The organism is Klebsiella sp. JN_Kp126, assembly GCF_033843325.1.
GTDB lineage: Bacteria > Pseudomonadota > Gammaproteobacteria > Enterobacterales > Enterobacteriaceae > Klebsiella > Klebsiella michiganensis.
The window spans coordinates 42,829-63,192 of the sequence record NZ_JAWXQV010000049.1 but is presented as its reverse complement, the minus strand read 5'-3'; the positions used below and the strand labels follow the sequence as shown (position 1 = coordinate 63,192).

Here is a 20,364-nt window from a genome sequence, read left to right as displayed (position 1 = left end):
GCCCCCTATGCCGCTTTCGGCTGTTTTTCATAGAGGAAGTGCAGGATCTGCTGGCGCAGATGGTGATAGCGGCTATCGTCCGCCAGCTGCACGCGATGGCGCGGTCGCGGCAGATTGACGTCGAGGATCTCCCCGACCGTCGCCGCCGGACCGTTGGTCATCATCAGCACCCGGTCGGAAAGCAGCACCGCTTCATCAACGTCATGGGTAATCATGACGATGGTGGTATTCAGCGACTGCTGGATCTGCATCACCGCGTCCTGTAAATGCGCCCGCGTCAGGGCATCAAGGGCGCCAAAGGGCTCATCCAGCAGCAGCACTTTCGGTTTCATCGCCAGCGCCCGGGCAATGCCAACGCGCTGCTTCATGCCGCCGGAGATTTCTCCCGGGCGCTTGTGCAGGGCGTGTCCCATCTGTACCCGCTCGAGGTTGTGCTCAATCCACTCTTTACGCTCGCCTTTGCTCATGCTGCGGCGAAAGACCTGATCCACCGCCAGCGCCACGTTGTCAAAGCAGGTCAGCCACGGCAGCAGAGAGTGGTTCTGAAACACCACCGCGCGTTCCGGCCCAGGCCCGGCGATTTCACGGTTGTCGCACAGCAGGCCGCCTTCCGTCGGCAGGGCTATCCCGGCTATCAGATTCAGCAGGGTTGATTTACCGCAGCCGGAGTGGCCAATCAGGCTGATGGTTTCCCCTTCGTAGATGTCGAAGGAGACGTTCTGCAATGCCAGGAATTCGCCGCTGGCGGTGTTAAAACGCTGGCTGACGCCCTGGACCTGAATTAATGGTTTCATCTGCGACTCCCTATTTTTCCTGCCAGCTAAAACGACGGGCGAGCAGCATCAGCCCCTGTTCCAGCAGCAGCCCGACCACGCCGATAATGACGATGGCGATGATGATGTTTTCGACGTTGAGGTTGTTCCACTCGTTCCAGATCCAGAAGCCGATCCCTAAGCCGCCGGTGAGCATTTCGGCGGCGACAATCACCAGCCAGGCGATACCGATGGAGAGACGAACCCCGGTCAGCACCGCGGGCAATACCGCCGGAAAGAGGATCTTGCGCATCACCGTCCACTCCGACAGCTGCAGCACCCGGGCGACGTTGAGGTAATCTTCCGGAATGCGCCGCACGCCCTCGGCGGTGTTAATGACCATCGGCCAGATCGAGCAGATAAAAATGGTCCAGCTGGAGGCGGGTTCCGCTTTCTGGAACAGCAGCAGGCCGATGGGCAGCCAGGCCAGCGGGCTGACCGGGCGCAGCAGCGCGATCAGCGGGTTAAACATGCGGGCGAAAAACAGCGAGCGGCCAATCAGGAAGCCGAGCGGAATTCCCGCCAGCGCGGCAAGGCCAAATCCCACCGCCACCCGCTGCAGCGACGCCAGCACGTTCCAGCCGATGCCCATATCGTTCGGCCCGTCCTGATAAAACGGGTCGGCGAAAAGGGTTAGCGCGGAATCCAGCGTGCTGAGCGGCGTCGGAAAGCCTTTGCTGTTCATCGCCGCCAGCTGCCAGCCCAGCAGCAGCAATCCAAGCCCGAGCAGCGGCGGCAGAAGACGTTGGGTGACATCCCGCAGCCAGCGGCTGAGCGGAGGCGTGGTTTTGCGCACCTGCAGCGGCGGCAGGGTAATGACTTCGCCGGGCGCGCTGTCGGCGCCGGCCTGCGGTTGCGGTTTATATGCGTGTTTCATCTCATGCCCCCTTACGTTGAATCGCGAAACTGCGGGCGTAGCCTTCCGGATCGGCCCCATTCCAGACCTTGCCATCGATCAGCGTGCTGCTGCGCATCGCCTGCGTCGGCGCGCTGATGCCGCCGACCGCCTGCGCGGCCTCTTTCCAGACGTCAATCCGGTTAATGCGCTGGGCCACCGCCAGATAATCCGGCGCCGACTTCAGCAATCCCCAACGGCGGAACTGGGTCAAAAACCACATGCCGTCCGAGAGCCACGGAAAACTCACTTCTCCCCGTTCGTAGAAGCGCATCGGGTGCGCGTCCTGCCAGCGGCGGCCGATACCGTTGTCGTATTCGCCGAGCATGCGCCCGCTGAGGTACTGCTCTTTGGTGTTCAGCCACGCGCGTCTGGCGAGAAGGCGCGCCGTTTCGCGGGTGTTCTCGGCGGATGCGTCAATCCAGCGCTGGGCCTCTATCAGCGCCGCCACCAGCGCGCGCGCGGTGTTGGGATGACGCTCAACCCATTCGCTGCGGGTGCCGAGAATTTTTTCCGGATGCTCCGGCCAGATATCCTGCGAAGTGGCGGCGGTGAAGCCGATACGATCGTTAATCGCGCGCGCGTTCCACGGTTCGCCAACGCAAAAGCCGCTCATATTGCCGATGCGCATGTTCATTACCATCTGCGGCGGCGGCACAACGACGGTGCGAATATCGTCAAAGGGATGAATTCCACCGCTCGCCAGCCAGTAGTAGAGCCACATCGCGTGGGTGCCGGTTGGAAAGGTGTGGGCGAAGGTGTAGCTACCCGGCGCCTGCTGGCCGATCAGTTTTTTCAGCCCGCCCAGGTCGGTGACGCCCTTCTCCTGCAGCTCGCTGGAGAGCGTTATCGCCTGACCGTTGCGGTTAAGGGTCATCAGATTGGCCATCGCCTGCGGTTTACTGGCGATCCCCAGCTCAAGGCCGTAGAGCATGCCGTACAGAATGTGCGCGGCGTCCAGCTCCCCGGCAACCAGCTTGTCGCGCACCGCCGCCCAGCTGGCCTCCTTGCTCGGGACGAGGGTGATGCCGTACTTTTTATCGAATCCCTTCAGGGAAGCGATAGCTAAGGGAGCGCAGTCGGTTAGCGGAATAAACCCCACCCGCACGGTGGTCTGTTCCGGCTTATCCGACCCAGCCGCCCACGCCGCCTGCATTATGCCGGGGAGCAGCATCGCGCCGCCCAGCGCCGCCCCCGCCTGTAATAAACGCCGCCGTGAAATTGAAAACGTATCGCCCATACCCGCTCCAGAAACGCGCAAAAAAAAAGCGCCCGGCGGTGCTTACGCACCGCTGGACGCCTTTATCCTTAGACATACGTGCCGCCGTTGGCCCGCTGCCCTAAACCTTTATTCACTCGTTTTATTTAATGCAAAGCCAATGCCAGATTTGCGGAGGCCCGGTTCACGCGCGTTGGCTCACTTGCCGGGGGCGTTTGAGGCAAAAACTGCACCGTCGGCTGGCAACATATGCCCACTAATTGTGCATCTACTCCTTAGGTGGTACTTGCCATAGCGACTTCACCGTCAGCAGCGCGCGGGCTATCTCAACCATGCGCTGATTTTTGTCCATCGCCATTTTACGCAGCGCCTGCCAGGCCTGCTCCTCCTGCATTCCCTGGTGGGTCATCAGCACGCTTTTGGCTTTTTCAATCAGCTTGCGCTCTTCAAGCGCATCTTTTAACGACGCGAGCTGGGCGGAGAGCTGCTGTAGCTCATGGGCCTGCTGGCGCACCAGCGGTAACAGCTGCTTATCCAGCCGCAGGGCTATACCGTCCTCCTGCCAGTCGGCGGGCGGCACCTGGACCTCCCGATCGTCTCCCTCCAGCAGCGCATCGGCCGCGTTAAGCAGGTCTGCGATCAGCCGCTCTTCCACGCCGCGCAGCTGCTCAAGACGCTGGGTCTGAACGCAAAACCAGCGCAGCGCCGTTTCTCCCTCGTCCGGCGGCGGTTGGCGGGTGCAGGCGACCCGCCGCAGCTGTTCAATTTCCAGGCCGGCCTGGCACTGCTCAACAAACAGAACGGTTTGCGGCGAACTGGCTAAAGCCTGAAAAGTGTCAAAACAGGGCTGCTGGCCGTCAATGCGGTCCACCAGCTGCTGGCGCAGCTCATCGCTGAACAATCCGCGGGCAAAGCCCAGCGCGCCCAGCGCGCGCTCCTGTCCGACCAGCTCTTTCCCCTGCATAAAGCTGTAAAGCGCGACCATCCGCCCGGCGATTTGCGGATCGTCGATACTGTCGTTGAGCTGCGGAACGATATTCAACAGGTGGCGGATAATGCGGCTAAACTGCCCGGTGGCCTCTTCGGCGGCAATCTCCAGGCCGCGCACGCGTTTACGCAACGCGACAAGCTGCGTCAGATACCACACCGCGCAGGCAATGCGCCAGCAGAGCGCGCTGCTGGCGGCATCGCGGGCAGGTTCCAGCGCCGCATAAAACCGCGTGAGCTGCTCATCAACCAGCGCCGCGCCCGCCCGGCACTCCGCCGCGTATAGTCTGCCGCCCGAGCATAGCCAGATATTTGACGCGCCGCGCTCGCACTGCAGCATATGCACCAGCGCGCTTATCTGGCCTGCCAGCGCCCCCTGCTGCGCCAGCTGGTGCAGCTGCCGCTTCTGTAAGCGACGCGCGCGCGCAAACCAGTCGACCACCTCAGGCGTATTACCCGCCACATTATTCATACCCTTCCCCCGGGTTAACGCTTTATACTTCAGCCAAGCAATAACCGTGCCTTATAGAAGGAGTCCTTATGCAACGTATTGTGATTATCGCTAACGGTGCCGCCTACGGCAGCGAATCCCTGTTCAATAGCCTGCGTCTGGCTATCGCCCTGCGCGAGCAGCAGTCTGACCTCGAACTGAAATTATTTTTAATGTCTGATGCGGTGACCGCCGGCCTGCGCGGACAGAAGCCAGCGGAAGGCTACAACATTCAGCAGATGCTGGAGATCCTCACCGCGCAAAACGTGCCGGTGAAGCTGTGTAAAACCTGCGCTGACGGCCGGGGGATCGGCGCGCTGCCGCTGATTGATGGCGTGGAGATTGGCACCCTCGTCGAGCTGGCGCAGTGGACGCTGGCGGCGGATAAAGTCCTGACCTTCTAAAAATCCGCCATTGAACGGGATTAAATATTAAGCTGGCGGCGTTTGTTAACCGAAAACAATGTCAGCTGAATGCTTTCAGGCACAACGTCATTTTTGTTTAATCTTTATTCCTTTTTTTGATCAAAATCAGCATCTGTCCCCCTCCCCTTTGGTGTTATGCACAGAGCAAAGTGTGAACAATATCACGCGGGTTAATGGGCTGGCAGGATGCTGTAGACAGAAACGGGGTCGAGATTAAATGGCAATGGTAAAAGCAAGTTTAACGTTGTTTGGCGGTGATACGTTGGTGGTGCGTTGTTCCGAACGCTGCCACATTCACCTGATGAGCGCCAAAGTGCCTGGCGATAGTCATGCGGATATTCTGAGTGTGCAGGACAGAGATAGCGCGTATCTGACCGTGCCTTACAGCGGCACCTGGAACGTTCTCATCGACAGCCACAGCCAGTCGCTGGAGCACTCCATCAGCTACGTTCCCGCCTGATAGCAAACGCCCGGGGAAACCCGGGCGATATACTCTTAAGCCAGCCCGGGCTGGCTGCTTTCCCCCAGCAGATGACGCACCTTGCCGACTAAATCGTCGAGGCAGGCATCGTACATCCCGAGTTTCCGCAGCTCCTGATCGAGCGAGAACAGATACTGAGCGTTGGTGCCAAGCGGGCCGCTGGCGCGCGCTATCAACGGCGCAATCACCTGCGCGCTGGTGTCCGCCTCAAACAGCGGATGACGCGGGTCCATAATAAAAACTAATGCATTGACGGTGCGGCCATCGTCCAGATCCAGCTTACACCAGGTCGGCAGGTAGCAGCCGGTGATCATCTCCCGCTTCCACAGCAGGGTCAACTCTTCTTCGAGAGTGTCATCAGGCAGGCGGTAGGCAACCCCGGTGGTGCGCCCGCCCTCTTTCAACGCCAGCATTCGACCCGGCTGAGTGGCGCTACCGCGCCCGGCGGTGAGCCGCAGGCAAAACGCGCGGTGCCAGCCCGGTAGCGTACCGGTACAGGACTCGCGATACTCCAGCGCCGGATTCCACATCAGCGAACCGTAGCCAAAGATCCACACCGAGCCATCGTCCGGACGACAGGCCAGGGTCGCCGCCAAAGAGGCTGCCCGCTGCTCTGCCGACCAAAGAAGCGATTCCTCAATAGCGCCAAACGCCGTTTTACAATCCGCATTCAGTAAGAAATCACGCGTTAACACTTTCTACTACCTCCGCCACTGCCCGCTTCCCGGCGATTATCTGGTGCCATCCGTGAAGTATTGCCGAATTATTATCCAGCTTTATTTGACAATAAGCAATGAACGAGCCGCGGGCAAGGGCTCAGGCAGCACATGAGGTAGCAAAAGCGATTACTTCTTCTTATGCCACTTATCATCATCGCCTTTTTGGTACTCATTTTTCACCGCCGCCCAGGCGACTTTGTGCGCCGTCTCTTCACGGCTGGCGTCATCACGTCGGTCTTCTTTATGCTTATACTGGTCCCAGGCGCTGTTAAAGGCCTCTTTGTAAATCTCCTGGGCATGCGCAGGCAGAACGTGCTGAACGCTGTCGGGTAATTCACTTTTGTTGCTATAGGGCATGGCGACCTCCAGATTTAGGGTGAATAGTCAGTCTGTCAGGCGATTTACCGGCTGGCAAGGCGATGGATAAATGAGAAAGATGTTTTAGTAATTATCTGAATAATAAATACAAAACGATAGTAACCGCAGTTTATGGCAATCTACCACTTTTCCATGGTCAGAGTGGTAAATTTAAGTAAAAAAACAAAGTAGTTCGATCAATGTCTGTTATTTTATTAACTTACAGTATCTATAATTATAACACCTGCACACCTGGAGATAATTCATGACCGATGCACATGAGGCGGTGAAAACCCGCCACAAGGAGACCACCCTCGCCTTTCCGGTTCTGGCGCTGGCGGTGCTGTTTTTCTGGGGAAGCAGCCAGTCACTGCCAGTGGTCGTTGCCATTAATATCCTGGCGCTGGTCGGGATTCTGAGCAGCGCGTTCAGCGTTGTTCGCCACGCCGACGTTCTGGCGCACCGCCTTGGCGAACCCTATGGTTCGTTAATTTTAAGCCTTTCAGTGGTTATTCTCGAAGTCAGCCTGATTTCCGCATTAATGGCCACCGGCGACGCCGCGCCGACCCTGATGCGAGATACGCTTTATTCAATCATCATGATTGTTACCGGCGGGCTGGTAGGTTTTTCTTTATTGTTGGGCGGGCGCAAATTCGCCACCCAGTATATGAATCTGTTCGGCCTTAAACAGTACCTCATCGCCCTCTTTCCGCTGGCGATCATCGTCCTGGTCTTTCCCATGGCGCTGCCCGGGGCTAATTTCACCACCGGCCAGGCACTGCTGGTTGCGCTGATCTCCGCCGCCATGTACGGCGTGTTCCTGCTGATTCAAACGAAAACGCACCAGAGCCTGTTTGTTTACGAACACGAGGATGACGGCGACGACGATGACCCGCATCACGGCAAACCGTCGGCCCATAGCAGCAAGTGGCACACCGCCTGGCTGCTGGTACACCTGGTTGCGGTTATCGCCGTGACTAAAATGAACGCCAATCCGCTGGAGACGCTGCTGACCAGCATGAATGCCCCCGTCGCCTTTACCGGCTTCCTGGTCGCGCTGCTGATCCTCTCTCCGGAAGGCCTTGGCGCGCTGAAAGCGGTCCTGAACAATCAGGTCCAGCGGGCGATGAACCTGTTCTTCGGCTCCGTGCTGGCCACCATTTCCCTGACGGTGCCGGTGGTGACGCTTATCGCCTTCCTCACCGGCAACGAACTGCGCTTTGGCCTTGGCGCGCCGGAAATGGTGGTGATGGTCGCCTCGCTGCTGCTGTGCCAGATATCGTTCTCTACCGGGCGTACCAACGTGCTGAACGGCGCGGCGCACCTGGCGCTGTTCGCCGCCTACCTGATGACCATTTTTGCCTGAACCTTCCCCGGCGGCGTCCGCCTGTCGGGGAGATAAAAAAAGCCTGCCGGTTTTGCAACGGGCAGGCTTTTGTCATTTCAGCGACGGTTACTTGCTGGTATCCAGCTCATCGAAGCCTTTAACCAGATCGTCGATGGCTTTCATCTGCTTAAGGAACGGCTCCAGTTTATCCAGCGGCAGCGCGGACGGACCGTCGCATTTCGCGTGTTCCGGATCCGGGTGCGCTTCAATAAACAGGCCGGCGATACCCACCGCCATCCCGGCGCGCGCCAGTTCGGCAACCTGCGCGCGGCGTCCGCCGGAAGCGGCGCCAAACGGGTCGCGGCACTGCAGAGCGTGAGTAACGTCGAAGATAACCGGTGAGTTATTGGAGGCTTTCTTCATCACGCCAAAGCCCAGCATGTCGACCACCAGGTTATCGTAGCCGAAGTTCGCGCCGCGATCGCAAAGGATCACTTTGTCGTTGCCGCCTTCGATGAACTTATCGACGATATTGCCCATCTGGCCCGGGCTCACGAACTGCGGTTTTTTCACGTTGATCACCGCGCCGGTTTTCGCCATCGCTTCAACCAGATCGGTCTGACGGGCGAGGAACGCAGGCAGCTGAATAACGTCCACCACGTCAGCGACCGGCTGAGCCTGGCTGGCTTCGTGAACGTCGGTGATGATTTTCACGCCGAACGTTTGTTTCAGCTCCTGGAAAATCTTCATCCCTTCTTCCAGACCCGGCCCGCGATAGGAGTGGATGGAAGAACGGTTAGCTTTATCAAAAGAGGCTTTGAACACATAAGGAATACCCAGCTTCTGCGTGACGGTCACGTAGTGTTCGCAGATACGCATCGCCAGATCGCGGGATTCCAGCACGTTCATGCCGCCAAACAGCACGAATGGCAGGTCGTTTGCTACGTTGATATCACCAATGCTAACCACTTTTTGTTTCATAAGTTCGCCTTATCAGGGTGTAACCGGAATGGTTTCAGACTAATGCAATGTAATTTGTTTGTGCGAAATGGTGTTGATCTGCGCGCGGATCATCTCGCTGATGGGATCCTCCGGGCACTGTTCAACGAAGTAACTGAGGTCCTGCAGCGCCACGTGATCGCAATCCAGCTGGGCGTATATCAGTCCCCGGTCGCGAATTTCGTACGGGTCTTCCGGATTGAACTGCAGCAGCGCTTCGCTGGTCCGTAACGCCAGCTCCATCTGCCGCTCTTCCATCAGCGCCGATTTGAGCGTGTCGAGCAGCTTGCGGATCACTTCCGCGTTGTCGGCTTCATCGAGGTCTTCGTTAAACAGCTCGGCGACCGGACTAATATTGCCCTTCAGCCACACTTCCAGCGTATGCTCGTTGAGCGTTTCGCCGTTAAATGGATTAATGAGCCACATCTCTTCGCTCTCTTCAGGGTCGGCGCGAAGCAGCATCTGGGTCGGAAAAATCACCGGCACCACCGGCAGCGCCAGACGCTGAGCAATCCACAGCAGGATTGCGCCTAGCGATACCGCGCTACCCTGACGATTGTTCAGGACTTTATCAAGCCAGAGCACGTCGGACAGGCGGTAAACGCCGCGCGAATCGCTAAAGCCCCAGTCATGATAGAAAAGCTCCAGCAGACGTTCTATCTGGCGCTCCTGGTCCCACGAAGAGGCAATCTCCTCACGCGCCAGGCCCAGCAGCCGCTCCAGCTCATCCTGCACATAGTGCGTCGGAAAATCGTCGCGGATTAATTCAGAAATGAGGACCATGCCGTCGCATAACGGCGCTTTATTAAATTCGAAATCAGCTAACGACCTCATGCCTTACCCCAGTAACGGTGTTCTTGTGATGGCGAGTTGAATAATGATAAACAACACCACCAGGGCCAGCAGAAAGGCGACAAACCGGCTCTGCTGACTGCGCTGGCGACGACGGCCCAGCGCGATAAATCCCAATGCGATATAAATGATAACGCCAAACAGCTTCTCAGTCAGCCACGTACCCTCTTCGGTAAACGGCAGATAGTGCGTTATTGCCATTAATCCGGCGCCGCTGAGAAACAGCAGCGTATCGCTACAGTGCGGCGCGATACGAACCCAGCGCTGGTCGAGCAGACGGTTTCCGCTCCAGCTCCACCAGTAGCGCAGCACGAACAGGCTCACCGAAACCACCACGCAGGCGATATGCAGATACAGTACCGCGTTAAACAGATTCATACGCCTCCCTGATATTGCCCGAGCGTCAGACGCTCGTTGTCTCCGTAGTCGCGACAGGTGGCAATATTGCCATAACCCGCCGCGCGAAAGATTGCGCGCACCGCTTCCCCCTGCGTCCAGCCGTGTTCCAGCAGCATCACGCCGCCGGCAGCCAGATAGCGGCGGCCTTCGCGGATGATATGCGCCAGATCGGCCAGACCGCCATCGGCGGCGACCAGCGCCGTTTTCGGCTCAAAGCGCACATCGCCCTGCGCAAGATGCGGGTCGGTTTCATCGATATAGGGCGGATTGCTGACGATGATGTCGAACTGCTGCCCGGCGAGCGCGCTAAACCAGTGGCTTTGCAGTATCCTGACGTTAGGGATAGCGAGATGTTCAGCGTTACGCGCCGCCAGCGCCACCGCGTCGGGCATTACGTCAACGGCGGTGACGTGGCAATCGGGGCGTTCGCTGGCCAGCGCCAGAGCGATGGCGCCGGTGCCGGTGCCGAGATCGAGAATGCGGCACGGCTTGTCGGATAACCGCGCCAGCGTCTGTTCAACCAGGCATTCGGTATCCGGACGCGGGATCAGTGTGGCGGGAGAAACGAACAGCGGCAGCGACCAGAATTCGCGCTGGCCCACCAGATGAGCCACCGGCTCGCCCAGGGCGCGACGGCTGAGCAACGTTTCCAGCTCGGCGGCCTGCGCCGCCGTCAGCGCCGTTTCGCCAAAGGCGAGAATATAGGTCCGCGCCCTGCCGGTCACGTGACCCAGCAGGATTTCGGCATCCCGGCGCGGGCTTTCACTTTGGCTCAGGCGGACGATGGCCTGCGTCAGCCACTGCTGAAAAGTCATCATTCCTGCTCGGAAAGGGCGGCCAGCTGATCGGCCTGATATTCCTGAACGATCGGCTCAATCAGCATATCCAGCTTGCCTTCCATCGCTTCGTCCAGACGGTAAAGCGTCAGGTTGATGCGGTGATCGGTCACGCGGCCCTGCGGAAAGTTATAGGTGCGGTTACGATCGCTGCGATCGCCGCTGCCCAGCAGGTTACGACGCTCTGAGGCTTCCGCCTGCTGGCGCCTGGAGACTTCCGCGGCGCGAATACGCGCGCCAAGCACCGACAGCGCTTTGGCTTTGTTTTTGTGCTGAGAACGTTCGTCCTGACACTCGACGACGATGCCGGTCGGCAGGTGGGTAATACGGATCGCCGAGTCGGTGGTGTTAACGTGCTGACCGCCCGCGCCGGAGGAGCGGAAGGTATCGATGCGCAGATCGCTCGGGTTGATATCCGGCATTTCGGCTTCCGGCAGCTCCGGCATCACCGCCACGGTGCAGGCGGAGGTATGGATACGCCCCTGGGATTCAGTGGCCGGTACGCGCTGTACGCGATGGCCGCCGGATTCGAACTTCAGTCGCCCATAGACGCCGTCGCCGCTGATTTTGGCAATCACTTCTTTAAAGCCGCCGTGCTCGCCTTCGTTGGCGCTCATGATTTCCACGCGCCAGCGGCGTGATTCCGCGTAACGGCTGTACATACGGAACAGATCCCCCGCGAACAGCGCCGCTTCATCGCCGCCGGTACCGGCGCGAACTTCAACAAACGCGTTACGCTCGTCGTCCGGGTCTTTTGGCAGCAGCAGAACCTGCAGCTGCTGCTCCATCTGCTCACCCTTTTCTTTCGCTTCGCGCAGCTCTTCCTGCGCCATTTCGCGCATTTCCGGGTCGTCGAGCATCATCTGCGCGGCTTCGATATCATCCTGCAGCTGACGCCAGTCGGTGTAGCAGCGGGCGACGTCGCTCAGCTGTGCGTATTCGCGCGACAATGCGCGAAATTTATCCTGATCGGCGATGGTTGCGGCATCGCCGAGTAGCGCCTGAACTTCCTCATGGCGTTCGTAAAGGGCTTCCAGTTTGGCAACAATAGAAGGCTTCATAGGCGTGAATTCACCCTGTCCTAAAAAAGAGAGAAAGGTGCGCTATTCCAGCCCGAGGCTGTTGCGCAGAATATGCAGGCGTTCATCATCCCCGTCACGGGCGGCCTGCTGAAGAGATTTGGTTGGCGAGTGGATCAGGCGGTTAGTCAGCTTACGCGCCAGATCCTGCATGATTTCCTGCGCATCGCCGCCCTGATTGAGCGCAGCCAGCGCTTTTGCCGTCAGCTCCTCGCGGACCTGCTCGGCCTGGGAGCGATATTCGCGGATAGTCTCGCTGGCGCTCTGAGCGCGCAGCCAGGCCATAAATTCGCTGGCTTCCTGCTCGACAATGGTTTCCGCCTGCACCGCCGCGGCTTTACGCTGCGCCAGATTGTGCTGAATGATGTTTTGCAGATCGTCCACGCTGTAGAGATAGGCGTTCGCCAGCTTGCCAACCTCCGGTTCGACATCGCGCGGAACGGCGATATCCACCAGCAGCATCGGCTGATTGCGGCGCGCCTTCAGCGCGCGCTCCACCATCCCTTTGCCAATAATCGGCAGCGGGCTGGCGGTAGAACTAATAATGATATCCGCTTCTTTTAGCCGTTCGTCGATGTCGCTCAGGGCGATCACCTCCGCGCCGACTTCATCGGCCAGCGCCTGAGCGCGCTCGCGGGTGCGGTTAGCAATCACCATCTTGCGCACCTTATGCTCGCGCAGATGGCGGGCCACCAGCTCGATAGTCTCACCGGCGCCAACCAGCAGCACGGTCACGCTGGAGAGTGATTCGAAGATTTGTCGCGCCAGGGTACAGGCGGCAAACGCCACGGAGACCGCGCTGGCGCCGATATCGGTTTCGGTACGCACGCGTTTGGCCACCGAGAACGACTTCTGGAACATGCGCTCCAGCTCGCTAACGTTCAGGTGACCACGGCTGGAGTCGGCAAAGGCTTTTTTCACCTGCCCGAGGATCTGCGGCTCGCCCAGCACCAGTGAATCCAGGCCGCTGGCGACGCGCATCAGATGGCTAACCGCCTCGTTGTCCTGATGCCAGTAGAGGCTTTTGCGCAGGTCGTCTTCATTTAAACCGTGGTAGTCGCACAGCCAGCGGATAAGCACTTCCTGAAGGTTATCCTGCTCTTCGACGCTGAGATAGAGTTCCGTGCGGTTACAGGTCGACAGCACCACCCCGCCCTGCACCATTGGCTGGGCCAGCAAGCTCTCCAGCGCCTGATCGAGCGTATCCGGCGAAAACGTTACGCGTTCTCGCAGCGCTACAGGAGCTGTTTTGTGGTTAATGCCAAGAGCTAAAAGCGTCATTGTGAGGGAGTAGTACCAGCGTTGCTAAGGTTAGTCTGCAGGCATCATACAGGATGCGCGTAATCAATAAAAGAGAGGCTCCCCTTTTGGAGTAATAGCTAATCTGTAATAGCCATTAACGGTAATTTTTTGATTTCAGACAACTTGAACGTAGACGCTACCGTCCGGCAACGCTAGCATTAATGGTTATAATTGTAACCCGCTACACAAATCGGCCGCCTGTTTCTCCCATTCGCCGCATTTCACTGTAGACATCAAGGATTTGTCATCATTATGAATCGACTGTTCCGCCTGTTGCCGCTGGCAAGCCTCGTTCTGACCGCCTGTGCGATTAATGCTCCGAAAGGGCCGGGTAAAAGCCCGGATTCTCCACAGTGGCGTCAGCACCAGCAAGATGTCCGCAATCTTAATCAGTTCCAGACGCGCGGCGCTTTTGCTTATCTTTCTGATGAGCAAAAAGTCTATGCCCGCTTCTTCTGGCAGCAAACCGGCCAGGACCGCTACCGCCTGCTGCTGACTAACCCCCTCGGCAGCACCGAGCTGTCGTTAACCGCCCAGCCGGGCAGCGTGCAGCTGATTGACAATAAAGGCCAGACCTACACGGCGACCGACGCCGAAGAGATGATTGGCCGCCTGACCGGCATGCCGATTCCGCTCAACAGCCTGCGCCAGTGGATTATTGGCCTGCCGGGCGAGGCCACCGACTACTCGCTTGACGACCAGTACCGCCTGCGCGAGCTGAACTACACGCAAAACGGCAAAACCTGGCACGTCACCTACGGTGGCTACACCTCGGACACCAAACCTTCGCTACCGGCCAATATGGAGCTTAACGACGGCAGTCAGCGCATCAAGCTGAAAATGGATAACTGGATTGTGAAATGATGACCCGCTGGCCTTCTCCCGCAAAGCTGAATCTGTTTTTGTATATTACCGGGCAGCGCGCCGACGGTTACCACACCCTGCAGACGCTGTTTCAGTTTCTGGATTATGGCGACACGCTGACGATTGAACCGCGCGACGATGGCCAGCTGCGTCTGCTGACGCCGGTTGACGGCGTGCCGGATGAAGAGAACCTGATTATTCGCGCGGCCAGGCTTTTAATGCAGGCCGCAGCCCAGGCCGGGAAGCTTCCTGCGGGCAGCGGCGCCGATATCAGCATCGACAAGGTTCTTCCGATGGGCGGCGGCCTCGGCGGCGGTTCGTCCAACGCCGCGACCGTACTGGTGGCGCTGAATCACTTATGGGGCTGCCATCTCTCGGAAGATGAGCTGGCGGCGTTGGGTCTGCAGCTGGGCGCCGACGTGCCGGTGTTCGTGCGCGGCCATGCGGCCTTTGCCGAAGGCGTCGGGGAAATTCTCACCCCGGCCGAACCGGAGGAAAAATGGTATCTGGTGGCCCATCCGGGAGTGAGCATTCCCACGCCGATCATTTTTCGCGATCCGGAACTACCGCGCAATACCCCGTCAAGGTCAATTAATACGTTATTAAAATGTAAATTCGGCAATGATTGCGAGGTTATCGCAAGAAAACGTTTTCGTGAGGTTGATGCAGCGCTTTCCTGGCTGTTAGAATATGCGCCGTCGCGCCTGACTGGCACCGGTGCATGTGTGTTTGCTGAATTTGACACTGAATCCGCCGCTCGTCAGGTGCTTGAAAAAGCCCCGGCATGGCTGCATGGCTTCGTAGCGCGAGGTGTTAATATCTCTCCGCTCAAGCAGGCGCTGCGCTAAGTTCTGCTCATTATAGCAAATTTGGTGAAAACGCCGGGGAAACTGAGTTACGGTGACAACGTCACCCTGTTCCAGACGTTGCATCGGGCTCTTTAAATACACCGCCTGGATGAAATCGTGCCCACCCGCACCGTTTTTGGCCCATTTCATCCACCACTGGACGCATGCCTGAGGTTCTTCTCGTGCCTGATATGAAGCTTTTTGCTGGTAACGCCACCCCGGAACTAGCACAACGTATTGCCAACCGCCTGTACACTTCTCTTGGCGACGCCGCTGTAGGTCGTTTTAGCGACGGCGAAGTCAGCGTACAAATCAATGAAAACGTACGCGGTGGTGATATTTTCATCATCCAGTCCACTTGTGCTCCCACCAACGACAACCTGATGGAACTGGTTGTTATGGTTGATGCTCTGCGTCGTGCTTCGGCAGGTCGTATCACCGCTGTTATCCCCTACTTCGGTTATGCTCGCCAGGACCGTCGTGTTCGTTCTGCTCGTGTGCCTATCACCGCGAAAGTGGTTGCTGACTTCCTGTCCAGCGTCGGCGTTGACCGCGTTCTGACCGTTGACCTGCACGCAGAACAAATTCAGGGCTTCTTTGACGTTCCGGTGGATAACGTATTCGGCAGCCCGATCCTGCTGGAAGATATGCTGCAGCTGAACCTGGATAACCCTATCGTGGTTTCTCCGGACATCGGCGGCGTGGTTCGCGCTCGCGCTATCGCCAAGCTGCTGAACGATACCGATATGGCTATCATCGACAAACGCCGTCCGCGCGCTAACGTTTCTCAGGTGATGCACATCATCGGTGACGTCGCCGGCCGTGACTGCGTAATGGTTGACGATATGATCGATACCGGCGGTACCCTGTGTAAAGCTGCGGAAGCGCTGAAAGAGCGCGGCGCGAAACGCGTATTCGCCTACGCCACGCACCCGATCTTCTCCGGCAACGCCATCCAGAACATCAAAAACTCTGTGATTGACGAATTTGTCGTCTGCGATACTATTCCGCTGACGCCGGAAATCAAAGCGCTGGAAAAGGTACGTACTCTGACGCTGTCTGGTATGCTGGCCGAAGCGATTCGTCGTATCAGCAACGAAGAATCTATCTCTGCTATGTTCGAACATTAATCGAGCCCGGCTCAAAAACCCGCTGCGGCGGGTTTTTTTGTCTCTGAACCTTTTATTCTCCACAAAATCATTCGGCATGCGTCAAGGCGGCAAGTGAATGAATCTCCGGCAGCGTACAGGCAGTACGAGACCGGGGTAAATGAACGCAGCCAACACAGAGGCATCCCGAAGGATGACGTGGAAATGACCGATGCCTCCTTCACCTGCCATTTAGTTGACAGATGATGCGCTCATGGATGAAACATTATTGTGAACAGATTATTTTCCTCACATGTGATGCCTTTCCGCGCCCTCATCGACGCTTGTTGGAAAGAAAAATATACCGCTTCGCGGTTTACTCGTGATGTGATTGCCGGAATTACCGTCGGGATTATCGCTATCCCGCTGGCGATGGCGCTGGCAATTGGCAGCGGTGTGGCGCCGCAGTACGGTCTCTATACCTCCGCGGTGGCGGGGATCGTAATTGCGTTAACCGGCGGCTCGCGCTTCAGCGTGTCCGGGCCAACCGCCGCTTTCGTGGTGATCCTCTACCCGGTCTCGCAGCAGTTCGGGCTCGCCGGGCTGCTGGTCGCCACCTTGATGTCGGGGATCTTCCTGATTCTTTTCGGCCTGGCGCGCTTTGGCCGCCTGATTGAGTATATTCCGCTATCGGTCACCCTCGGCTTCACCTCCGGGATCGGTATCACCATCGGTACCATGCAAATTAAAGATTTTCTCGGTCTGCAGATGGCCCACGTGCCTGAACATTATCTGCAGAAAGTCGGCGCGCTGGCGATGGCGCTGCCGACCATTAACCCCGGCGATGCCGCCATCGGCGTTGTCACGCTGGGCACGCTGATTATCTGGCCGCGTCTGGGGATTCGTCTGCCGGGCCACCTGCCGGCCCTGCTGGCGGGCTGCGCGGTGATGGGCGTGGTCAACCTGCTTGGCGGGCACGTCGCCACCATCGGCTCTCAGTTCCACTATATTCTCGCCGACGGCAGCCAGGGCAACGGTATTCCGCAGCTGCTGCCGCAGCTGGTGCTGCCGTGGGATATGCCCGGTTCAGACTTCACCCTCAGCTGGTCCTCGCTGCAGGCGCTGCTGCCGGCGGCGTTTTCCATGGCCATGCTCGGGGCGATTGAGTCCCTGCTGTGCGCCGTGGTGCTGGACGGCATGACCGGCACCAAACACAAGGCCAATAGCGAGCTGATTGGCCAGGGGCTCGGCAATATCGTCGCGCCGTTCTTCGGCGGCATTACCGCCACCGCCGCTATCGCCCGCTCGGCGGCCAACGTTCGCGCCGGGGCGACCTCGCCGGTTTCCGCCGTGATCCACGCGCTGCTGGTGATCATGGCGCTGCTGGTGCTTGCCCCTCTGCTCTCCTGGCTGCCGCTTTCCGCGATGGCGGCGCTGCTGCTGATGGTGGCATGGAATATGAGCGAAGCGCACAAGGTCGTTAACCTGCTGCGCTATGCGCCAAAAGACGACATTATCGTCATGCTGATGTGTATGTCGCTGACCGTCCTGTTTGATATGGTCATCGCTATTAGCGTCGGTATTGTGCTGGCTTCCCTGCTGTTTATGCGCCGGATCGCGCGGATGACCCGCCTCGCGCCGGTCAACGTTGAGGTTCCCGATGACGTACTGGTGCTGCGCGTCATTGGTCCGCTGTTTTTCGCCGCCGCGGAAGGGTTGTTTACCGATCTGGAAACGCGGATTGCTGGCAAGCGTATCGTCGTGCTGAAGTGGGATGCGGTGCCGGTGCTGGATGCCGGCGGGCTGGATGCCTTCCAGCGCTTCGTGAATAAGCTGCCGGAAGGCTGTGAGCTACGCGTGTCGAACCTGGAATTTCAGCCCCTGCGTACCCTGGCGCGGGCAGGCGTTAAGCCGATTCCGGGCCGCCTGAGCTTCTACCCGGACCGCAGCGCCGCGCTGGCGGATATTTAATTACCCGGCGGCAGGCCCCGGCGCCTGCCGCATCATTACGCCAATCGCCTGCTGAAGCCAGCCAAGCACCTCCGGCGTCATCCACGTTCCCTTCATCAAATGCGGCTCCCGCTCCATGGCATAACGAAACTTCTGCTGCGTGTGCAGATCCTTTCCCGCGTAAGACTGGAACAGCGTCAGCCAGCGCTGCGCCAGCTGCTGACCTTCCGCGGAGGCAGGCTCCCGCTTCTCACGACAGGCCCGATGCAGCTCGGCCACCAGCGCCGGCCACTCCATCAGGCGATCGAAATAGTGCTGCCGTGTAAAAGCCAGCTCTTCGGCGTTCAGATAGCGCGCCCAGATGGCCAGCTTGCTTTCGGCAAAAGCACGGGTAATGAAATCAATCATCTCCGGCGTCACCCCGGTTTGCTCGCGCATCTGCGGTTCGGCGGCGTGCATCTCATTCAGGCGAGTCAGAAACTCCGGCCTGCCGGCGGTATCCTGCTCCAGCTGCGCCATCCAGCGGGTGGCCAGCGCAATCGCCCGAGGCTCATCGGCCGGACAGCGTTCGCCCATAAGCTGCTGCGCTTCACCCACCAGCTCCAGCCATATCTGGTTACGCTGCGCATCCTGTTCTGCGAACGGCAGCACCTGTAATTCCTGTTGACTAAACCAGCGATCGTACATTTTCATCAGCTCCAGCGTTTGTAGCCAGGACTCCAGGTCGGGCTCGTCTCCGCTGTCCAGCTCTTCACGCAGCAGCGCCAGGCGCTGGCGCAGCGTGGAGAGGGTTTGCAGCTGCCGGTCGAGGGTGGCGATCTGCTTGACCAACAGGTCGGACAGCGAGAAGGCGTCCCGGTCGAGATAGTCCTTGATAGTGGCGAGTTCCAGCCCGGCCTGCGCCAGCGCTTTGATCATATGCAGTCGCTGAACGGCCGCCAGATTATAGAGCCGGTAACCCGCCGCGCTTCTGGCCGAAGGCGTCAGCAGTCCCGTTTGTTCATAGTGATGTAGCGTGCGGACGGTTATGCCGGCGCGCTTTGCCAGTTCACCCACCTGAATTAACATGACTGCTCCTTTCGTTTACCAGTGGCGCCACTCTGCTGCCTGACGTGACGTCAGGGTCAAGCGTTCTGTACAGGAATTGTATTAGGCAGGCGGTGCCGAAGAAAGACGAAGAGAGAAAGGAGGATTTGAGACACCAACAGGCGGGCAGCCTGAACGGGCGGCATGAAAACGCACCAGCCGTTCACAACGGCTGGCGGTCTGGAATTCACTCAGCTGTGGCGATGCTGATCGCGGCGGCAGCGTTTATCGTAGTGGCGTACCCACCAGTATCTGTCGCTAACCTGTTCATGACCGCCGATACGGGCGCCAGCCAGCCACAGTACCGCGCCGACAAAGATACTCAAGATCGCGCCGTGTGCGAAAAACTGCGGCAGGTCAAGCTGCGGAAGCTGGTTTAAAATAGAATAACCAACGCCGACAACCATGACGACCAACCCCAACCCCATCAGCACATTACCGAGTAACGAAGCGTTTCTGCGTTTCATATGTCACCTCCGGAACCTTGGGTTGCATGGGAATATCCCCAAATCTTATAGGTGTAGTATAGACAATGGCCAATATAGCGATTGCGTGGACGATCACAGAAGCGAACATCTTGCCAACAAAAGTTTACAAATAACCCACTGAACAACATCAAATTCTAATTATTCAAATCCGTGATTATCTGTGGCGGGTGCGTTTCGCTGGCAGAATTTTGTCAACCGCGCGCGCAGACAGTACACTACGCGCCAGAGAACGATCCAAGCAGGATAAAAAAGTGAGCATAAAATTAATTGTCGGCCTGGCGAACCCCGGCGCTGAATATGCAGCGACCCGACATAACGCCGGCGCCTGGTACGTGGATTTACTGGCTGAACGCCACCGCGCGCCGCTGCGCGAAGAGAGCAAATTCTTCGGCTACACCTCGCGGATTAACCTTGCCGGCGAAGATGTCCGCCTGCTGGTGCCGACCACCTTTATGAACCTGAGCGGCAAAGCCGTCGGCGCGATGGCAACCTTCTTTCGCATCAACCCGGACGAAATCCTGGTCGCCCACGATGAGCTCGACCTACCGCCAGGCGTGGCTAAGTTCAAGCTGGGCGGCGGCCACGGCGGCCATAATGGCCTGAAAGACATCATCAGCAAGCTGGGCAATAACCCGAACTTTCACCGCTTACGCGTGGGAATCGGCCATCCGGGCGATAAAAATAAAGTTGTCGGTTTTGTGCTGGGCAAGCCGCCCGCCAGCGAACAGAAGCTGATTGATGAGGCCGTTGACGAAGCAGTACGCTGCACCGAGGTGTGGCTGAAGGATGGCCTGACCAAGGCGACCAACCGTTTACACGCTTTTAAAGCGCAATAACCGGTCGGCGTGCGGAATTTTTGTC

Annotated in this window: 22 protein-coding genes; 8 read left to right on the top strand and 14 right to left on the bottom strand. The window is 58.4% G+C overall.

What is annotated here, in order from left to right; all coding sequences use genetic code 11:
* Positions 1-5 precede the first annotated feature (5 nt).
* From SIK97_RS08380 to nasR, 4 genes are all read right to left on the bottom strand, one after another.
* Positions 6-794, bottom strand: a complete 789-nt coding sequence (locus SIK97_RS08380; RefSeq protein ID WP_014838761.1) for an ABC transporter ATP-binding protein — start codon at positions 792-794, stop codon at positions 6-8.
* A gap of 10 nt (positions 795-804) precedes the next feature.
* Positions 805-1,689 (bottom strand): nitrate ABC transporter permease, encoded by an 885-nt coding sequence (ntrB, locus tag SIK97_RS08375; RefSeq protein WP_014229752.1) that lies wholly within the window; start codon positions 1,687-1,689, stop codon positions 805-807.
* Position 1,690: 1 nt separating this feature from the next.
* Complete coding sequence (locus SIK97_RS08370; RefSeq protein ID WP_057173987.1) at positions 1,691-2,947, bottom strand: CmpA/NrtA family ABC transporter substrate-binding protein; 1,257 nt, start codon at positions 2,945-2,947, stop codon at positions 1,691-1,693.
* 247 nt (positions 2,948-3,194) lie between these two features.
* On the bottom strand, positions 3,195-4,385 hold the full coding sequence (gene nasR, locus SIK97_RS08365) for a nitrate regulatory protein NasR (RefSeq protein WP_057173986.1): 1,191 nt from the start codon (positions 4,383-4,385) through the stop codon (positions 3,195-3,197).
* Between the two features lie 68 nt (positions 4,386-4,453).
* Between nasR and SIK97_RS08360 the strand changes: the two genes are divergently transcribed.
* Positions 4,454-4,807, top strand: a complete 354-nt coding sequence (locus SIK97_RS08360; protein WP_014229754.1) for a DsrE/DsrF/TusD sulfur relay family protein — start codon at positions 4,454-4,456, stop codon at positions 4,805-4,807.
* A gap of 238 nt (positions 4,808-5,045) precedes the next feature.
* On the top strand, positions 5,046-5,288 hold the full coding sequence (locus SIK97_RS08355) for a DUF1883 domain-containing protein (RefSeq protein ID WP_002910387.1): 243 nt from the start codon (positions 5,046-5,048) through the stop codon (positions 5,286-5,288).
* 35 nt (positions 5,289-5,323) lie between these two features.
* On the opposite strand, the gene SIK97_RS08350 is transcribed toward SIK97_RS08355, so the two are convergent.
* A complete protein-coding gene (locus tag SIK97_RS08350) occupies positions 5,324-6,004 on the bottom strand; it encodes a gamma-glutamylcyclotransferase (RefSeq protein ID WP_004851874.1) in 681 nt (226 codons plus the stop codon).
* A gap of 150 nt (positions 6,005-6,154) precedes the next feature.
* Positions 6,155-6,385, bottom strand: coding sequence for a putative cation transport regulator ChaB (gene chaB, locus SIK97_RS08345; RefSeq protein WP_009651994.1), 231 nt, complete (start codon positions 6,383-6,385; stop codon positions 6,155-6,157).
* A gap of 265 nt (positions 6,386-6,650) precedes the next feature.
* Here chaB and chaA point away from each other — a divergent pair, with 265 nt between their 5' ends.
* Positions 6,651-7,751, top strand: a complete 1,101-nt coding sequence (chaA, locus tag SIK97_RS08340; RefSeq protein ID WP_004121802.1) for a sodium-potassium/proton antiporter ChaA — start codon at positions 6,651-6,653, stop codon at positions 7,749-7,751.
* A gap of 87 nt (positions 7,752-7,838) precedes the next feature.
* Here the strand turns inward: chaA and kdsA are convergent, their stop codons facing one another.
* From kdsA to hemA, 6 genes are read right to left on the bottom strand one after another with little or no spacing between them, the layout of a single operon-like run.
* Positions 7,839-8,693, bottom strand: a complete 855-nt coding sequence (kdsA, locus tag SIK97_RS08335) for a 3-deoxy-8-phosphooctulonate synthase (RefSeq protein WP_004851877.1) — start codon at positions 8,691-8,693, stop codon at positions 7,839-7,841.
* Between the two features lie 39 nt (positions 8,694-8,732).
* A complete protein-coding gene (gene sirB1, locus SIK97_RS08330) occupies positions 8,733-9,545 on the bottom strand; it encodes an invasion regulator SirB1 (RefSeq protein WP_057173985.1) in 813 nt (270 codons plus the stop codon).
* Positions 9,546-9,548: 3 nt separating this feature from the next.
* Entirely contained in the window at positions 9,549-9,941 is a 393-nt protein-coding gene (gene sirB2, locus SIK97_RS08325) for an invasion regulator SirB2 (RefSeq protein WP_004851880.1), read from the bottom strand.
* Positions 9,938-10,777 carry a peptide chain release factor N(5)-glutamine methyltransferase gene (gene prmC, locus SIK97_RS08320; RefSeq protein ID WP_057173984.1) on the bottom strand — a complete coding sequence of 280 codons (840 nt, stop codon included), beginning with the start codon at positions 10,775-10,777 and terminating at the stop codon, positions 9,938-9,940. Before prmC ends, sirB2 begins: the two co-directional genes overlap by 4 nt.
* Positions 10,777-11,859, bottom strand: a complete 1,083-nt coding sequence (prfA, locus tag SIK97_RS08315) for a peptide chain release factor 1 (RefSeq protein WP_004851884.1) — start codon at positions 11,857-11,859, stop codon at positions 10,777-10,779. Before prfA ends, prmC begins: the two co-directional genes overlap by 1 nt.
* Positions 11,860-11,901: 42 nt before the next feature.
* Positions 11,902-13,158, bottom strand: a complete 1,257-nt coding sequence (gene hemA / locus SIK97_RS08310; RefSeq protein WP_004851885.1) for a glutamyl-tRNA reductase — start codon at positions 13,156-13,158, stop codon at positions 11,902-11,904.
* A gap of 273 nt (positions 13,159-13,431) precedes the next feature.
* On the opposite strand from hemA, the gene lolB reads away from it, so the two are divergent.
* The 4 genes from lolB (at position 13,432) to dauA (ending at position 17,950) form a co-directional block, all read left to right on the top strand.
* The gene (gene lolB / locus SIK97_RS08305; protein ID WP_004851888.1) at positions 13,432-14,043 is read left to right on the top strand and encodes a lipoprotein insertase outer membrane protein LolB; all 612 of its coding nucleotides are present in this window, start codon (positions 13,432-13,434) and stop codon (positions 14,041-14,043) included.
* A complete protein-coding gene (gene ispE, locus SIK97_RS08300; RefSeq protein ID WP_009651969.1) occupies positions 14,043-14,891 on the top strand; it encodes a 4-(cytidine 5'-diphospho)-2-C-methyl-D-erythritol kinase in 849 nt (282 codons plus the stop codon). Before lolB ends, ispE begins: the two co-directional genes overlap by 1 nt.
* A 182-nt stretch (positions 14,892-15,073) precedes the next feature.
* Positions 15,074-16,021, top strand: coding sequence for a ribose-phosphate diphosphokinase (gene prs / locus SIK97_RS08295; RefSeq protein WP_004103157.1), 948 nt, complete (start codon positions 15,074-15,076; stop codon positions 16,019-16,021).
* 249 nt (positions 16,022-16,270) lie between these two features.
* Positions 16,271-17,950, top strand: a complete 1,680-nt coding sequence (gene dauA / locus SIK97_RS08290) for a C4-dicarboxylic acid transporter DauA (RefSeq protein WP_014229756.1) — start codon at positions 16,271-16,273, stop codon at positions 17,948-17,950.
* Here the strand turns inward: dauA and SIK97_RS08285 are convergent, their stop codons facing one another.
* Positions 17,951-18,997 (bottom strand): MerR family transcriptional regulator, encoded by a 1,047-nt coding sequence (locus SIK97_RS08285; RefSeq protein WP_069684224.1) that lies wholly within the window; start codon positions 18,995-18,997, stop codon positions 17,951-17,953. It lies immediately after the preceding gene.
* Between the two features lie 209 nt (positions 18,998-19,206).
* Positions 19,207-19,482 carry a stress-induced protein YchH gene (gene ychH, locus SIK97_RS08280; RefSeq protein WP_004103160.1) on the bottom strand — a complete coding sequence of 92 codons (276 nt, stop codon included), beginning with the start codon at positions 19,480-19,482 and terminating at the stop codon, positions 19,207-19,209.
* A gap of 272 nt (positions 19,483-19,754) precedes the next feature.
* On the opposite strand from ychH, the gene pth reads away from it, so the two are divergent.
* Complete coding sequence (gene pth / locus SIK97_RS08275) at positions 19,755-20,339, top strand: aminoacyl-tRNA hydrolase (protein ID WP_032749932.1); 585 nt, start codon at positions 19,755-19,757, stop codon at positions 20,337-20,339.
* The last annotated feature ends 25 nt before the right edge of the window (positions 20,340-20,364 follow it).

Bases quoted from the DNA above. Each gene is read 5' to 3' on its own strand.
- SIK97_RS08380 (WP_014838761.1), bottom strand. From the start codon at position 794: ATGAAACCATTAATTCAGGTCCAGGGCGTCAGCCAGCGTTTTAACACC.
- ntrB (WP_014229752.1), bottom strand. From the start codon at position 1,689: ATGAAACACGCATATAAACCGCAACCGCAGGCCGGCGCCGACAGCGCG.
- SIK97_RS08370 (WP_057173987.1), bottom strand. From the start codon at position 2,947: ATGGGCGATACGTTTTCAATTTCACGGCGGCGTTTATTACAGGCGGGG.
- nasR (WP_057173986.1), bottom strand. From the start codon at position 4,385: ATGAATAATGTGGCGGGTAATACGCCTGAGGTGGTCGACTGGTTTGCG.
- SIK97_RS08360 (WP_014229754.1), top strand. From the start codon at position 4,454: ATGCAACGTATTGTGATTATCGCTAACGGTGCCGCCTACGGCAGCGAA.
- SIK97_RS08355 (WP_002910387.1), top strand. From the start codon at position 5,046: ATGGCAATGGTAAAAGCAAGTTTAACGTTGTTTGGCGGTGATACGTTG.
- chaB (WP_009651994.1), bottom strand. From the start codon at position 6,385: ATGCCCTATAGCAACAAAAGTGAATTACCCGACAGCGTTCAGCACGTT.
- chaA (WP_004121802.1), top strand. From the start codon at position 6,651: ATGACCGATGCACATGAGGCGGTGAAAACCCGCCACAAGGAGACCACC.
- kdsA (WP_004851877.1), bottom strand. From the start codon at position 8,693: ATGAAACAAAAAGTGGTTAGCATTGGTGATATCAACGTAGCAAACGAC.
- sirB1 (WP_057173985.1), bottom strand. From the start codon at position 9,545: ATGAGGTCGTTAGCTGATTTCGAATTTAATAAAGCGCCGTTATGCGAC.
- sirB2 (WP_004851880.1), bottom strand. From the start codon at position 9,941: ATGAATCTGTTTAACGCGGTACTGTATCTGCATATCGCCTGCGTGGTG.
- prmC (WP_057173984.1), bottom strand. From the start codon at position 10,777: ATGACTTTTCAGCAGTGGCTGACGCAGGCCATCGTCCGCCTGAGCCAA.
- prfA (WP_004851884.1), bottom strand. From the start codon at position 11,859: ATGAAGCCTTCTATTGTTGCCAAACTGGAAGCCCTTTACGAACGCCAT.
- hemA (WP_004851885.1), bottom strand. From the start codon at position 13,158: ATGACGCTTTTAGCTCTTGGCATTAACCACAAAACAGCTCCTGTAGCG.
- lolB (WP_004851888.1), top strand. From the start codon at position 13,432: ATGAATCGACTGTTCCGCCTGTTGCCGCTGGCAAGCCTCGTTCTGACC.
- ispE (WP_009651969.1), top strand. From the start codon at position 14,043: ATGACCCGCTGGCCTTCTCCCGCAAAGCTGAATCTGTTTTTGTATATT.
- SIK97_RS08285 (WP_069684224.1), bottom strand. From the start codon at position 18,997: ATGTTAATTCAGGTGGGTGAACTGGCAAAGCGCGCCGGCATAACCGTC.
- ychH (WP_004103160.1), bottom strand. From the start codon at position 19,482: ATGAAACGCAGAAACGCTTCGTTACTCGGTAATGTGCTGATGGGGTTG.